This is a genomic window from Paenibacillus sp. B2(2019), assembly GCF_008370385.1.
GTDB lineage: Bacteria > Bacillota > Bacilli > Paenibacillales > Paenibacillaceae > Paenibacillus_AQ.
In genome coordinates this window covers 815421-830924 of sequence record NZ_VTZR01000002.1, presented here as the reverse complement: position 1 = coordinate 830924, position 15504 = coordinate 815421, and the positions used below count along the sequence as shown (strand labels likewise).

Annotated in this window: 17 protein-coding genes and 1 pseudogene; 2 read left to right on the top strand and 16 right to left on the bottom strand. The window is 41.0% G+C overall.

Translation table 11 applies throughout. The features are described 5' to 3' along the window. Positions 1-195 precede the first annotated feature (195 nt). Positions 196-465 (top strand): annotated as a pseudogene (locus PAENI_RS32490) (transposase); the annotation flags it as partial. Positions 466-691: 226 nt separating this feature from the next. On the opposite strand, the gene PAENI_RS04195 reads toward PAENI_RS32490, so the two are convergent. The 9 genes from PAENI_RS04195 to PAENI_RS04155 form a co-directional block, all read right to left on the bottom strand. Further along, positions 692-1312, bottom strand: a complete 621-nt coding sequence (locus PAENI_RS04195) for a thermonuclease family protein (protein ID WP_149644333.1) — start codon at positions 1310-1312, stop codon at positions 692-694. 168 nt (positions 1313-1480) lie between these two features. Then, the gene (locus PAENI_RS04190) at positions 1481-2659 is read right to left on the bottom strand and encodes an MFS transporter (RefSeq protein WP_149644332.1); all 1179 of its coding nucleotides are present in this window, start codon (positions 2657-2659) and stop codon (positions 1481-1483) included. 82 nt (positions 2660-2741) lie between these two features. Beyond that, positions 2742-3053, bottom strand: a complete 312-nt coding sequence (locus PAENI_RS32170) for an ArsR/SmtB family transcription factor (RefSeq protein WP_149644331.1) — start codon at positions 3051-3053, stop codon at positions 2742-2744. Between the two features lie 47 nt (positions 3054-3100). Then, positions 3101-4054, bottom strand: a complete 954-nt coding sequence (gene mraY / locus PAENI_RS04180; protein ID WP_149644330.1) for a phospho-N-acetylmuramoyl-pentapeptide-transferase — start codon at positions 4052-4054, stop codon at positions 3101-3103. 322 nt (positions 4055-4376) lie between these two features. Further along, a complete protein-coding gene (locus PAENI_RS04175) occupies positions 4377-5006 on the bottom strand; it encodes a hypothetical protein (protein WP_149644329.1) in 630 nt (209 codons plus the stop codon). 114 nt (positions 5007-5120) lie between these two features. Further along, entirely contained in the window at positions 5121-5864 is a 744-nt protein-coding gene (locus tag PAENI_RS04170; RefSeq protein WP_179085851.1) for an ABC transporter permease, read from the bottom strand. A gap of 48 nt (positions 5865-5912) precedes the next feature. Further along, positions 5913-6662 carry an ABC transporter permease gene (locus PAENI_RS04165; protein WP_042193809.1) on the bottom strand — a complete coding sequence of 250 codons (750 nt, stop codon included), beginning with the start codon at positions 6660-6662 and terminating at the stop codon, positions 5913-5915. 127 nt (positions 6663-6789) lie between these two features. After that, the gene (locus PAENI_RS04160) at positions 6790-7845 is read right to left on the bottom strand and encodes an ABC transporter ATP-binding protein (RefSeq protein WP_042187774.1); all 1056 of its coding nucleotides are present in this window, start codon (positions 7843-7845) and stop codon (positions 6790-6792) included. A gap of 78 nt (positions 7846-7923) precedes the next feature. Further along, positions 7924-8703, bottom strand: coding sequence for a GTP cyclohydrolase II (locus PAENI_RS04155; protein WP_076286411.1), 780 nt, complete (start codon positions 8701-8703; stop codon positions 7924-7926). Positions 8704-8897: 194 nt separating this feature from the next. On the opposite strand from PAENI_RS04155, the gene catR reads away from it, so the two are divergent. Then, positions 8898-9224 (top strand): catDE operon transcriptional regulator CatR, encoded by a 327-nt coding sequence (catR, locus tag PAENI_RS04150; RefSeq protein WP_076286412.1) that lies wholly within the window; start codon positions 8898-8900, stop codon positions 9222-9224. 91 nt (positions 9225-9315) lie between these two features. Here catR and PAENI_RS04145 read toward each other — a convergent pair whose 3' ends face one another. The 7 genes from PAENI_RS04145 to PAENI_RS04115 all read right to left on the bottom strand — a co-directional run bounded on the left by PAENI_RS04145 (position 9316) and on the right by PAENI_RS04115 (position 15496). Next, positions 9316-10200, bottom strand: coding sequence for an ABC transporter permease subunit (locus PAENI_RS04145; RefSeq protein ID WP_076298894.1), 885 nt, complete (start codon positions 10198-10200; stop codon positions 9316-9318). Beyond that, positions 10197-11159 carry an ABC transporter ATP-binding protein gene (locus PAENI_RS04140; protein WP_149644328.1) on the bottom strand — a complete coding sequence of 321 codons (963 nt, stop codon included), beginning with the start codon at positions 11157-11159 and terminating at the stop codon, positions 10197-10199. Before PAENI_RS04140 ends, PAENI_RS04145 begins: the two co-directional genes overlap by 4 nt. After that, on the bottom strand, positions 11156-12277 hold the full coding sequence (locus tag PAENI_RS04135) for a hypothetical protein (RefSeq protein WP_149644327.1): 1122 nt from the start codon (positions 12275-12277) through the stop codon (positions 11156-11158). Before PAENI_RS04135 ends, PAENI_RS04140 begins: the two co-directional genes overlap by 4 nt. Before the next feature lie 53 nt (positions 12278-12330). Continuing rightward, positions 12331-12849, bottom strand: a complete 519-nt coding sequence (locus PAENI_RS04130) for a sigma-70 family RNA polymerase sigma factor (protein WP_076286416.1) — start codon at positions 12847-12849, stop codon at positions 12331-12333. Between the two features lie 173 nt (positions 12850-13022). Next, positions 13023-13340, bottom strand: a complete 318-nt coding sequence (locus PAENI_RS04125) for a hypothetical protein (RefSeq protein WP_149644326.1) — start codon at positions 13338-13340, stop codon at positions 13023-13025. Positions 13341-13486: 146 nt separating this feature from the next. Beyond that, complete coding sequence (gene nagE / locus PAENI_RS04120; protein ID WP_149644325.1) at positions 13487-14941, bottom strand: N-acetylglucosamine-specific PTS transporter subunit IIBC; 1455 nt, start codon at positions 14939-14941, stop codon at positions 13487-13489. Positions 14942-14989: 48 nt separating this feature from the next. Beyond that, a complete protein-coding gene (locus PAENI_RS04115) occupies positions 14990-15496 on the bottom strand; it encodes a PTS sugar transporter subunit IIA (protein WP_149644324.1) in 507 nt (168 codons plus the stop codon). Positions 15497-15504 lie beyond the last annotated feature (8 nt).

Below are 15504 nucleotides of genomic sequence, written 5' to 3'. Positions count from 1 at the left end.
TATTTTCTCCCGCTAGCTCACCAGCCTCATCATAAAAAATTTCTGACAGCAAGTTTTTAAAGTCAAACCCTAAGATCGTACCGGATATTTCACTTATTTGTTCGATGTTCAAGGAAAATAAAGTAATAGACTGACCCCAATAAAAGAAACAGTGTCAGCCATGGACGAAATAAAGTCTTAGACTACCACTGTTTATTGAACTATCGTGTCACGTCATTATTGGAAAAACAACAAACATATGAGTTTGTTTCTATCGAGGATTTGGTTCCCCGATCATTTGCTACGTAAAGTAGATTAGTATATCGATTTTTCCCTTGTCGATTTGGAGCGAGAGATCCAAACCAATTTGGCGTACCGGTGGTTTTTAGGTCTGGGATTAACCGACAAGGTTCCAGACCATACGACTATTAGTTAAACCGACGAACCCGATTTAAATATACGAACATTTTTCAGGATATTTTCGAAATGTGAATGAACTCAACGCTGCTGTGGCCGAAGACCGGAAAGAACTTGGAAAAAAGCCCTGAAACCAAGAGAGGAAGTGAACGAGGAGAAAGAAATTAAAGTGAGCAAGACGATTCTACATATGTCAGAACCTATAAAGAAACCCAAGGTCGTAAAATGACCTGGGTTTCTCGACAATCTGAAACTACCTCATGGTAGCTCTATAAATGCTGATATTACTAGATGTTTATTTCGTTTTGGGTACATGAAAACCATTATTTTGCGCGTAATTTTCAATACTCCAAATGCCGATTCCTTGCTCTCTTGCTTTATCCTGAATAGCTCTAAATTGATCTACGTATTTCGTATTAGGTGCAAATACATATGCCACACGTGCATAACCCTGCTCTAGCAGTAGCTCATTAAACATTTTGCCATCGATATAGAGATAACAGAGTAGACGACCATATTTATCCCGCTCTGATACATCTAGTTCAATTTGCACATCTTTATCTGTAAGCATCTTTTTGGCATAATTAGAGGCTTCTATCGAAAATGGCTGTGGCTCAGGAATGTTCGGATTAACGGATTCAGGAGTATCAACTAGTAACAAACGAACAGTTTCTTTTTTACCGTCGATAGTCAGCTTCATGGTGTCTCCATCAACTACCCGTGTTACCTTAGCATCTAATAATCTTCTGTTGTCCTCTTCTGTATTCTTTGTGTTTGCATCAGATTTAGGGGTAGGACTCGTTGTTATTGATGGAACTTGATCTGGAGCAGACTGCTCGGCAATGGTGCAGCCGGTAGCTGTTCCTAGTAGAAGGATGATAGCTAAGCAGATTTTTAATAGATACTTTTCATTCATGGATAAACCTCTTTCTTATACCTATGTAATAGCTTCATGGGGTCTAATTAAAATAAATCAAAACGCTTAATAACACAAGTCTGTAGTCCTCAATAATAGAAAAAGCGACAGCTTTGTACCGGAGAAATAGATACTTGGCTATCGCTATTTTAATAAATTCAATATCCGTTAACCATTCAGCTTAGCATCTGCAACGTTTAATTTAGAGATTTTTATTTTGACTATGATCATTAAGAAAGCAAGCAGAGAAAACATAATTCCAATCCAAATGAGTTCATGTATACCTGAGCGAGAAATAAACCAACCACCGATAGCAGTCCCTATAGTAATTCCAAGGTTGGAAAATGAAATAAACAAGCTGTTACCGAATTCGGGAGCTTCTTTTGCCTCGGTCGTTAACCATGCTTGACTGACAATGAGTCCGCCGGAATGCACTGCCCCCCAAATGATTATGATAATAACCATCGGAATGAAATAAGATCCTAGATAATAAACGAAGAGGTAAGTTACCGCATATAGCAGAGGAAACATGATGACGGTCTTTGGAATGCTTTTATGCAAAAGGCCCCCAAATAAAAAATTCCCAAAAATCATGACTATACCAAAGGCCATCAACATGATACTAATCCATGATCCATTCATATGTGTTACTTGTCCAAGATACTCAGCGAAGTAACTATATACAGAAAACATAGCTGCAAAAATAAAAATAACAGTCACAATATTTAACCATAATAGGGGTTTGCGTAGTATACCAAGCTGCTTGCCATAAGACATTTTTTCTTTAACAGGCATGGAAGGAAGCCAAGCGAGTATCCCTAAAAAGGCAATTATACTTACAACAGCACCAAACAGGAAAGCAACTTCTAATGATATTTTGTCCGCGAGATAAGAAGTCAAAGGCACACCAAAAGCAAACCCGACTGTGATTCCGGCGAAAACCTTTGTAACTGCTTTAGTACTCTTTTCTGGTGGGACAAGTTGAGCAGCGGTCACAAGAGCAACTGAAAAAAAGACAGGATGAAAAATAGCAGGGATAATACGAAAAATCAGCATTACTTCAAACATTGTTGTATAAGCGTACACAACATTTGAAATTGCAAAAATAAGTACAGCCGTTAATAGAATAACTTTACGATTAATACCAGAAGCCAGTAATGTTAGAAATGGACCAGAAATAGCAACGACTAAAGCAAATATACTTACAAGCCATCCAGTCTGTGAAGTTGATATATTAAATTTTTGAGTTATCTGCGGTAGAACACCTATAATCCCCATTTCCGTAGTGATAATACCAAATACACCTAAAGCCAGAATAATGATAAGCAACGGGTTAATCTTTTTCATTTTTAAAATAATCCTCCATTTATATTTACATATATAGATTTGTAGATATGAATTATCAAAAAAAAGTCTTACCTCCTCTCGTTTATAGTTTTTGTTTAATATACTCGGAAAATTCCTGAATTGTCTTCTCGTTCCGACGATAGTACGTCCACTTCCCAATTCGCTCAGATTCCAACAAACCAGCTTTTTGCATAGTCAATAAATAGCTCGAGATAACAGACTGTGCAAGTCCCGCTTTAGCTTGAATATCTCCCACGCATATACCAATTCGAAAACTTAGGCCTTGTTGTAAATAAGGCTTTTCATCAAAGAATTCCTCCGGAGTTTTTAACCACATCATAATTTGACTACGTGTCTCGTTAGACAAAGCTTTAAATATCACTAAAGGTTCCATGCATTTTATTATATCTACTTTTATAGATTTGTAAATATAAAATTTATTTAGTGCATGAGATATTTCCAAATTAACCAGCAAATCAGTACGGATACCCACGAAATGAAACCGAAAATCATTACGATTTTATTTTCGCTCCATCCGTATTTTAAGCTGAAATGGTAATGAATCGGAGCCATTCGGAACAGCCGCAGCTTAGTTCGTTTATAGTACCAAACTTGTAATATGACCGACAACTGCTCCGCAAAATAGACGAAAAACAAAATCGGAATCAAAAGCTCGACCTTCTCAATGACAGCCAAAATGGAAAGGGAGCCACCGATCGCCAGCGATCCTGTATCGCCCATAAAAGCTCTTGCCGGATAAATATTATAAAGGAAAAGCCCAAGCAGACAGCCGATCATGACAAGGGAAAATGTCTGCACTTCAGGTTTGTCCGAAATCATAAAAAAGAAAAAATACGTCGGAATGGCTACATTGATCAGTAGCCCATCAAGACCGTCCGTAAAATTGATGGCATTTGCGGAGCCCACCACAAACAGCAAAATGATTCCGACATAAAGGTACAAAGGTAATTGCAAATAGTGCCCTTGAAATAACCTAATATCGCTCGTCAGGCCGAACGAATGGAACAACACATACAAAATGGTTCCAGTAAAAATAAATTGTAACACTAGCTTTGAGCGACCGGTGATGCCGGACGGATTTTGCCAAAAAGCCTTTTTGAAATCATCGAGAAATCCGACTGAGCTGAACAACAAAAACGTGACGCATAAGAGTAACATTAGAGGTCCGGGATGAAACTGTAACGAGATCGCTATCCCGATAAGCAGGACCAACCCTGCCATAAGCGGTGTTCCACGTTTGGCCTGATGATCCGCTGGTAACTCGGAGCGAATTGGCTGCGTTAGCCTCAGCCTGTGCAGTGTCCAGATCAACAACGGCGTAAATATCGCCACTAGGAGAAAAGACAGGCCGGAAATAGCCATAATTCCAAACATATAACAAACTGCCCCCTCTTTGAAAAACAATATTTTAACACTTCCACTCCAAATACTCTACTCTGGAACCTAACTCACACTCACTAAATTATTTTGAGAGTTATTAAGATCGATTGAATTATGTAAAGTTTTATCCCTCTCACTTGTATCTTTAGTAAAATGATATATGTAAATAAAACTTTGATAAAGAGAAAGTATTCTGTTTTTATTTCCTATTTTCGCTCCTCATTATGAAATACTTCCGATCAATTAATAAAGGACTGCCTATCGGCAGCCCTTCATTTATTTCGCATCCCCCTTTGTTTTCAAAATCGATAATTACCTAAGAGTCTAGCTCTGCTAACTCCTGAAGGATTTTCTCAATATCACCATCAGGATTTAACGCTTTGATCATCTCTTTTGTAATAGCTGCACCTTCATAAACTTGTGCAACAACCTCTAAGGGGAGTGTGAGTTCAAAATAACCTTCGGCAAATTCCACAAAATCCTCAGCTGTGCGGAAAATAGTCCCTAGCAAAAAGTCCGAACCATCTTCTGTCCCCGCTGGAATCTCTACCTTCCCCTTTTTCCACGTCAAGTCATTATTTTCACGCCAAAAACAAAAAGTAACATCATCCTTAGCTATCGCCTCTTCTTCAAGAATAGACAATAGTGAGGTGGGGACTTCTTCATAGATTCCTGGCCAAACTTCATGTTCGTCGCGCGCATATGGACTTACTTCGGATTCATGATCAAAACCTTTAATTATCGTTCCTTGAGGTGCAAAAATAATAAACAAATTATCACCTGAGCCATTATCGATCGATGCTAGAGAAACATTCTTATCAAATTTAGAATCAAAACTATGATAGCGAAGCCATTCCTCTGAACATAGGACAATATTTAGAGAAGCAAGTATTTTCATGAGTTTTTTTAAGTTTTCGGGTGCTGGTAAAATATCTAACACATTCATCTATGATTCCTCCCCATTCTAGTTATTAATGATTTTAGCATATTGATGAATTAGGAGTGAAAAAAAAGACTACCCGAAGGTAGCCTTTCCAACTTAACAAGACAATAGCTTAGCTTAAGATCCCGCGCCCTTATATCTTCTAACCCCATAACTCCAAGCTAACAGACCAATCCCAAGGAATATCGCACCTACAACAGGTGTCATCAGCGCCAGGCTCGTCATTTCTTCACGCTGCAGGAAGAGCGCTGCTGGATATACCCCGACGAATGCAAACGGGATAATCCAAGTTAGAAGTACCTGAATAGCACGATTGTAAATCGTTACCGGATAACGGCCATAAGTCTGAATGTTGTACATTAACGGAAGAATGCCAGTAGGAGCATCCGAATAGAAAGACAATGAAGTCAATGTTGTATAAATCCCAGTATAGATGGCGACGGCACTTAACGTAAGAATGATCAGAGCCGGTATCGTCCACCATTCAAAGGGAAGACCCAGATTACTACCACTGATGGCCATAATAATAATACCTATGAAAGAGCCCATTAGTGCTGGTGGATCAACATTTTCCAAAAAGATCTGGAACAGATTATGCGCCGGACGTGTCAAAATACGGTCCATCTCACCTTTGACAATGTAACGCTCACTGAATCCCCATAGATTCACAAAACAACTAAACACCCCAAAAGGCACCATAAAGAACCCATAAACGAACACTACTTCGTTCTGATTCCAGCCGCCAAGGCTATCCGTATGCATGAAGATTACTAGTATAAAGATAAAATTCGTAGCCTGAAAGAGCAAATCTGATATGACCTCTACCCAAAAATCGGCGCGATAGGTGAGCCGGGACTTCATATAGTTCTTAATGTATTCAATTAATAATCCAAGGTAATACACGTTTCCTCAACCTCCCTGCACGAAGAGACGCTGCCGCGCCGCATGATATAACCAGACAATTGGAATCAGTAAGGCCAGGAACCAAACGATCTGTATCCCCAGTACATTCCAAATCCCAACCCCTTGCACCCGTCCTGTAAATACAGAACCCGGCAAGTAAGTAATCGCCTGAAACGGCAGCACCTTAAGTATAGAAGATAGCCAGTCAGGAAACAGACTGATCGGCACGATCAGACCAGAGAACAGATCAACAATTACCCGCTTCATACGCATCATGCCCTCATTATTCTCAACAAAGAAAGCTGAGAGCCCAGTAATAATATTGATCTGTGAATTAATCAAAAAGCTGAAAAAGAGCATTACAAGAAACCCCGCCCAAGCAGATGGTGCTGTCGGTAATTGAACCGGGAACAACAACATCGCTATAGCCATACCCGGAATCATAAACAAGAGAAAGCGGAACATTCCCTCTCCGAGTCCTTGCATCATTTTGACTAAGACATAGTTATAAGGCCTTATAAACTGGATAGCGATACTTCCGTCTCGTATATCCGTAGAGATCTCACGATCTAGATTATTAAAATAAAACGCACGAGCCATCCAAGAAACAGCGACATAAGACGTCATTTGCGTTGCGGTAAAGCCACCAAGTGAATCCCCATTACCATAGATGGCCATCCACGTGAAATAGTTAACCCCGATATTCAGTGAATAGATAAGAATACCTGAGTAGTAGTTAATCCGATAAGCAAGCATGGTAAGGAACCGGATTCGTATAAAATCTAAGTACGCCCCAAATAGCAATCTACGACTATTCTCTGGAGGACCACCTGAAGACGAACCTCCTGAGGACGAAGACATAGCTGTTGCAGCATTAAGCTTATCAGACATGTAAAGCCTCTCTTTCATCCTTCAGAGCGGCAGCTTGTTTCTCTGGTTTATCCGCAGACCCGGATTGATAAATACTGCGAACAATATCGTCCGTATTCGTCTCAATGATTTTGATATCAGTAATGTCGGCTTTCCCTACTACCCGTCCCAAAACATCGGATACATTAATATCCAGCGGTATCCAAACTGATGCTCCAAGATCGTTGTCTGCAGACCAAGTAACCGGCATCCCTTCAGTCCAAAGCTCAAGCAATTGCCGTTTCGTTGCATTTCCGAATTGAAATTGAACTTCACGTCCGGTTCCCCAGCGCTGTTTCAGATCTTCTAGTCCACCGTCATAAATAATTCGACCATCATCAAGCATAATCACCCGCGAGCAAAGGGCTTCAATATCTTGCAGGTCATGTGTAGTCAACAGTATGGTTGTTCCATGCTCACGGTTCATATCTTTAAGGAATTCACGGATCTCTGACTTCACCACAATATCTAAACCAATGGTTGGCTCGTCCAGAAATACAATCGAAGGGTTATGAAGTAATGCTGCGACTAATTCACAACGCATCCGCTGACCGAGACTGAGCTTACGAACAGGACGATTCAGTAGTTCTTGCAACTGCAATCTTTCGACCAATTCATCCAGCCGTTTCTTGAAGTCTTGTTCAGATACCCGGTATACCTTGCGCAGCAGCTGGAAGGATTCAATGACCCCAATGTCCCACCATAGCTGGCTGCGTTGCCCGAACACCACACCGATATTCTTCACGAATTTTTCGCGCTCCAAATAAGGAACATAACCACCCACCGTAAGATTTCCTGAAGTGGGTACGAGAATGCCCGTGAGCATTTTGATCGTGGTTGATTTCCCAGCACCGTTCTCGCCGATATAACCACAAATCTCACCTTCGGGAATGGAAAAGGAAATATCCTTTACAGCAGTTACTTCCGTATACTCCCTTTTAAACAAATCAGCGAAGGCCCCTTTGAGACCTTCGCGGTTTTTTTGTACTTTGAATGTTTTGCGTAAGTCTTGTACTTGAATAGCAGTCATATTGTACCTCACTAAGCTTAAAGTTGGGTTCCAGTAACCCATTATAATTGAAGAAGTGCAAAAGCACTACCTCAATTTTTACTTAGCCAGTCTTCCTACAATTGGATTCGCTTCTTTCACTGCCTCTAAATGTCCTGAACGAGCCACTTTGGTGCGTAAGTATTTCTCGTTAAAAGAAGATACATCTCCCCACAGCGGTACTCTTTTCACAGCATTCATACCTGCAGTCTTGAGAGCTTCCAGTTTCTTCGGATTGTTCGTAATTAACGTGACTGGTTTATGACGTAGATGTTGTAGAACGCTAATCGCTTCTTCATAATTTCTTGAATCATCAGAAAAACCGAGCTCTAAATTAGCCTCAACTGTATCGTATCCTTCTTCTTGTAAAAGATACGCTAAAGATTTGCTAAACAGTCCAATGCCTCTACCTTCATGGTTAGCAAGATAGAATAACGCACCTGAACCGTGCTCGACGATCATTTTCATGGACTGATGCAGTTGGAAGCCACAATCACAACGTTTGCTGCCAAAAATATCGCCGGTATGACAAATGCTGTGCATCCGAATCAAAGCTTCATCTGAGCCTTCGAAATCACCATATACTAAAACACTGGATTGCTGACCATCTGCGAGGCTCATGGATGGTAACTTTGAAATCAAAGCGGCTGTTGCTTCACTATTATCACCAAGAAGCTCTGCATCCGTAGTGTTCAGCCAGTTGTACCATTTAAAAGTAACAGTCTCTCCGTCTAAATTCACGGGTAAAGTAATCGGTCCAACTAATATATTTGTACTGTTTTCTAAAGGAATTCGAGTAATTTTATTTTGTAGGATAGAAATAATATCTGGTTTAATCATGGGTACACCTTCCTCAATGTCCATCGATGCTTAGCAGTAGCTAAACTTAAGGATCGAATATTAGTTAAAATATAAGTAACTATTTGTAAGTAAGTTTATCATTGTAATATAACTTCGTCAAGTTATAATATATCTTTAAATATTTATAATTACTTTATGTAAGTTTATGATATAATGAATGTCGAGGTGATATTATGAATGATTTCAACATGTGTCCTCGCTTTGAAAAAGCGGTAGACTTGCTAAGTAAACGTTGGGTCGCGCTGATCGTTTTCGTGCTTATGCCAGGTCCACGTCGTTTTGGCGAAATAGAAACCTGTCTGTCCAATCTAAGTGGTAAAGTGTTATCTGACCGATTAAAAGAAATGGAAATCGAAGGTATTATTGAGCGAACCGTATATCCAGAAATGCCAGTACGCATTGAGTACTCCCTTACTCCAAAAGGAACCGCGTTGGCTCCTATACTTGGTGAAATTGGAAATTGGTCTACGGACTGGATTGAGCTTGGTGTTACAAATTAATCCGACTTATACTAACTTGAAGAGCCCTTTTTGTTCCGTAAATCCGGCAACAAAAAGGGCATTTTAAGTTCTTCGAAATATTGTTAAACTGCTATAGATCTTTCCGTTGAAAACGATACAATCCGATTAAGAAAGCGATTAGTGTATAGAAGATCGCATAGACGATAAATGTATTAGATGGGACTGAGGTGAAGTTATCTAACCCAAATAGACTATTGGAAGCGTTAAACATCCCGTTCATTTCGTTAATACTAAACAGTTCAGCAGTCATTCTGCGCTGTAACCCATCTACAGGCATAAGTAAGGACATTATACCCGTCATATTATTTAGAGTGCTAAGTGCTTCGGGCTTAGATAATAAAGAACTACTTACCTTGTCAATCATTCCTCCTAGCCATCCTGCTCCATAAAGCATCGTCATAAAGACTCCATTTCCAAGGGCTGAGAAGAATCCTGAACCCAGCATAGAAACAGTTATTAGCAACGGTACGATGGAAGAAAAGAGCAAAAATGATTTGAATAACGCTAATCCATCTCTTGGAATTGCGGTATGGGCTTGCGTAATTAGCAATATAGAAACAAATAAAATAAGTGCATAACCTATTCCTAGTGTTACATAACCAAGCCAGCGACCTGCGTACCATTTCCAGCGTGGAATTGGTCTTGGAAGCAAGGCTTGCATCACTCCCTGCTCTGCTTCACCTGAAATGGCGGAAAACGAACTAAAAATAGCTAAAAAAGCAATTACAAATGCTCCGAAGAAAAATCCAAACGATAAAATAAATAAACCATTTGTAAAACGAATAAGGAGTTCTTCTCCGCTAGGAAAACTCGATCCGTGAGACATAGAACTTTGCCCGATCGTACCCGCAATAAACCAAAACCCAATAAGAAAGACCACGGTCATAATTAATGTCAGCACCATTACTCTTTTGCGCATCAGTTCTTTCCAGGTCATACCCATTATAATTCTCATTCGTGTTCACCTCTGTGGCTTAGTCCTGATACAGCATTCATAAACCACTCTTCTAGACGTTCTTGCTGATGTGAAACTTCATATAAGGTCATCCCTTGTTCTATAATCAGTGTATTCAGCCAACCCACCTGCTCTTCACTTTCCAGCTCTGCTTCCAACCAAACCCTACTACTGTCTATGGATTCTTCGGTATGGGAAGACACCCGGATCTGCAAGCCTGTCTGATCTTTTAGCCACGACAATAAAATAGGCGCATAGCCGCCTACTTTAAATCGCCAGCTCATACGCTTGTTTAACACCTCGGACACTTTACCATGCCGGAGAATAACTCCGTTATTCAGTAGCGCCATTCGGTCGCAAAGTACTTCAACATCCTCTAACAGATGAGAGTTTAGAAATATCGTAACCCCTTTTTCTTTTAGATTCTGTAATATACGCCGGACTTCCTGACGTCCGATTGGATCTAGTGCCGATGAGGGCTCATCCAAAAAAACGATAGCCGGCTCATTAACAAGTGCACAAGCTAAACCCAGTCTTTGCTGCATTCCCTTAGAGTAATGCTTCACTCGGTCACGTCCACGCTTACCAATTCCAACCTCATCAAGAAGTTGTGGAATTCTCTTATCTGCTACAGACCGCTGCATTCCGCATAGTCTTGCATGCAGCCTCACAACCTCCTCACCCGTTAGCCATTCCTGATAACGATACAATTCGGGTAAATAACCGATTAGTGATTTAGCTTCTAGCGAACCAATCTTATGCCCGAACAGAGTTCCACTGCCACTTGATGGATGAATAAGACCTACAAGCATTTTTACAAAGGTGCTTTTACCTGCACCGTTAGGGCCGAGGAAGCCAAAGGCTTCCCCTTTCCCTACAGTAATACTTACATTTCGACAACCGCGTCCGTTATCATATTCTTTAGTTAGGGACTTGGCTTCAATTGCTGCAGTACTCATGATTCAATCAGCTCCTGAACCTTGGTCATAAGCTTCTCTTTACTCGAATAGAGCTCACCTGACAAATTGAATAGCTGTCCATCCTGAATCCATGTAGCTTGATATACAGGACCGCGGCTGTATTCATAATTGTCAACTATAACTAAAGTGTCACCCACAGTTATTTGCTCCGTATTTTCACCAGCGATTAACGGCATTGGGATTTCTCCGGATAAGACCCTGCTTTGCATTAAGCTAGTCTTCAAGTAATCTGGGAGCAGTGGGAAATTCATTACAGCTTCCAAAGCCTCTTCCACTTTAATAGAAGGATCAACGTTAAGTACAGGTGCATTCATCTGCGACAGACTTGCCCAGTGCGTTTCGTCAGATGAGAGATTGTAATTCACAAATTCCGGGATATGAAGTGTAATTGGTTTACCGTCAATCGATTCGGGCAGCAGATGTTCTGCTCCAATTTTTTTCAGGGCTTTGTTCACTTCGTCCACTTTCAGATTAAGCGTGATATCTTGTGAAGCACCCACCGTAACTGAATTATGCCCTTCCACTAAAGCAGCGGTTTTCGCTGGATAGCCTAGGGTAGCCTTCAGTTGATCCGCAGGCAACTCACCAATGTAAGCCCCGCTAGCGTTTGTAAACTCACCGAATTGATTAATTGATCGATTAAGTTCACCGTCTTCAGCCACCTGTGTGAAAATATTACGCAGATCACTCTCATGAACAACCGTAACCTGTTCCATCCGGAACTGATTCAAAATGGATGCCATTGCTGTGTTTCCTATTGGGGTCGCGAGTATGACTGCAAAAACAGCTACACTTGCAGCTACAACTCCTAGTTTCCGACGACGGTTCATACGCAGTCGACGCGGACGTTGTACTTTCTTATCATGGGTAGTTACAAGTATGTCCTGTACTACCGTTGGAGTTGACTCTGATTCAAGTTTCTCTAGATTTTCTGGCTGACTTAAGTTAACAGAATCCTCAGTTTGGGCTTCCGTATTTTGACTCCATTTTGCCCATTGAGGATTATAAGGCTCATTCTCTAACTTACTCTGCAGCTTGGCCCAGGCTTTGTCTGTACTTTGCTTATCTTTATCTTGCTTTCCTGAATAGTTATTCATTATTGTACCTCCTGATTTTAAAGATTACTTCGTAACTTCTCCTCAAAAGAAGTCTACTTCGTCTGGGGTATCGCCTTCGTTGCATTCTGTCTTAGTTTCTCTGTCGCTCGGTGAAGCAGGGTCCCTACTACTGGAGGTCTTACTCCAAGCTCTCCCGCGATTTCCACATAACTATACCCCGAGTAGCGAAGAAGAAGCGCTTGTCTGTCTCTTTCAGGCAATTCATTCAGCCAGATGTGTACATCTTCCTGATCTAGCTTACTAATTATGACTTCTTCACCTGAAGGGGGAGATTCACTAGCATCATAAAGCTGCTCTTGTTTATTCTGCAGTCGCCGCTCCCTTGCTTTTTTGTCCAAATAATCATATCCAATACGAGTTAGGACTCTATGAAGCCAGGCACCCAGCGCTGCTGGATCATCTGGTGGATTACGGTACAATCTCAGAAAAACTTCTTGAGCTAAATCATCAGCCGCCGATTCATCACGTACCAAAGCGGCAAGCTTACGGCGGACAACAGGGTAATGTTCATAAAATATTGTTTTAAAAATTTCAGATTCCGGAATTTCCATCGTGTAAATCCTCCTTATCAGCTGCAGCTATAAGTAAGACGACTGTCAGTACATTTTTGTATCAGAATTCTTCATAATTATCATAATCCATTATAAAACATACAAAAAGACAGCCCCTAATTAATAAGGTAACTGTCTTCATTATTGGTCTTACCTATCTGTTTTGATTCCAATTATCGAATTCGAATATATCGGTTAAGAATCTTCTTGGACAAAATACTCCGCTCCAGCTTAAGCTCCAGCAGTTGTTCTTTCCAATGTAACACTTCATCTGATTCTTCATTCTTACGCAGCTTCTCAAACAACTTCATGATCAATATGTTAACGGAATCAAACCGTGACCATAATTCTATCACACTTTCTTCTTGAACCTGAGGTTCTTTCGATACTGTGTTAAGATTCTTTAAGCTCTCTATGATGTCAGCCTGCCACTGTCCATCGTTAATTGCTTTGGCATAATTTAGAAGGTCCAGATAATCGTCGACTGACATATGTACCGACTCCTTTGTATGGTTATACCAAGTATTATACTAGGTATTGTGTATATTGCAACACTTTATCCCTGTAAGTATACAAAAAAACAAGGGCTAGTATGCGGACTAGCCCTTGCTAATAAATTTAAACGGAGTACGTTAAGTTATAGTAACTTCTCGATTTCCTCTTTGTATTGCTCCGATTTCGGACCAAATACGATTTGTACAGCACCTTGACCAAGTCTCATCACACCGGAAGCACCGAGTTGTTTCAGAGCGGAATCTTTAACGGCTTTTTCGTCTTTAACGATCAGACGAAGGCGTGTAATACAAGCATCGATATTTTCGATGTTTGAAGGTCCGCCGATGTGCTCAAGAATTTGAGCAGCCTTGGAAGAAACAGCTGAACCTGTTCCGTCACCTCCAGTTGGTGCTACAAGCGCATCATCATCATCTTCGCGACCAGGGGTCTTAAGCTTGAACTTCGTGATGATAAAGCGGAACAACACATAGTACAGAACGAAGAAGCACAGACCTACAGGGATAAGAATCCATGCATTAGTGGATAGTTTCATGTTTACCAGGTAGTCAATCAAACCAGCGGAGAAGCCGAACCCAAGCTTAACATCTAGAATGTACATTAACGCCATAGAGAAACCAGTAAGTAAAGCATGCACTAAGTACAGTACTGGTGCCAAGAACATAAAGGAGAATTCAAGGGGTTCTGTGATCCCTGTTAAGAAGGAAGCGATAGCAGAACCGATAAAGATGGAAGCAACCATTTTACGTTTTTCGGGTTTAGCTGTATGAATAAATGCAAGAGCTGCACCTGGAAGCGCAAACATCATGATTGGGAAGAAGCCTGTCATAAACATCCCAGCTGTTTTGTCTCCAGCGAAGAAGCGATACAAGTCACCGTGTACCAATTCACCAGCTGCATTCGTAAAGTCACCAATTTGGAACCAAGCAATCGTATTAAGTACGTGGTGAAGTCCAATCGGAATCAACAAGCGGTTAGCTGTACCAAAGATGAACGCTCCAACTGCGCCAAGTGACACTACCCAGTTTCCGAAATCACTAATAACATCTTGTATAGGACTCCAGATCATCCCAATTAATACGGCAAGAACCATCGTGGATGCTGCGGTAATAATTGGAACAAAACGTTTACCAGCAAAGAACCCGAGCCAATCTGGCATCTTTATACTGTGATATCTCTTATATAGGAATGCTGCCCAAGCACCGGCAAATATACCTCCGAGCACACCCATATTCAACACTACATCATCATTGATGAAGGAGAATTGAAGTGGTACGACAGCTAGTATCTTAGTCAGTACCATATATGCAATTACTGCTGACAAGGCTGCTACAGCGTCCTTGGCAAATCCAATGGCAACCCCAACAGCGAAGATCAAGGCAAGGTTTCCGAAGATAGCACCCGCACCAGCGTTTAGAAATGGAGCAAAATATTGGTTCAGGAACCCTCCGACTACTGATCCTAAATGCAAATCTTTTTCATAGTCAAGCAATCCAAACCCTTGAAGAATAGCTGCCGCTGGCATAGTAGCAACTGGAAGCATAAGCGACTTACCTAATTTTTGTAGAAAAGCCAACATAACAATATCATCCTTTCGATTCAATAGTAGTAATGCTGTATTAGCTTATTACTTTGAAGCCACGGTAAGAATCAGATCCTGTCCTGCTGTAACCTGACCATAATGTCCGTTCACTTGAGGTGGTGTTTCCTCTGTACTAGTCACGATTACAGGTGAAATTGTGTCACAGCCTGCTGCGCGAATAACGTCCAGATCAAATTCGATTAAGGTTTGACCTGCCTTCACTTGATCTCCAGAGGCAATATGACTGACAAATCCGTTGCCCTTAAGACTGACAGTATCGATTCCGATATGTAACAGCAATTGCACACCGGAGGAATGTTCCAGAATAACGGCATGACTCGATTTCACGATATGAGCAACCGTGCCATCAAAAGGAGCCTTTAGGATCCCCTCAGAAGGTCTGATTGCAACTCCGCTACCCATATGACCACCAGCAAAGGTTTCATCCGGAACCTCTGTTAATGAAACTGCCTCTCCGCTGATTGGTGCCATGATATCGATTGTATGTCCAGTATGTTTCTCTTCTTTTTTTGATTTCCATTTGGAAAACATATGCTCCA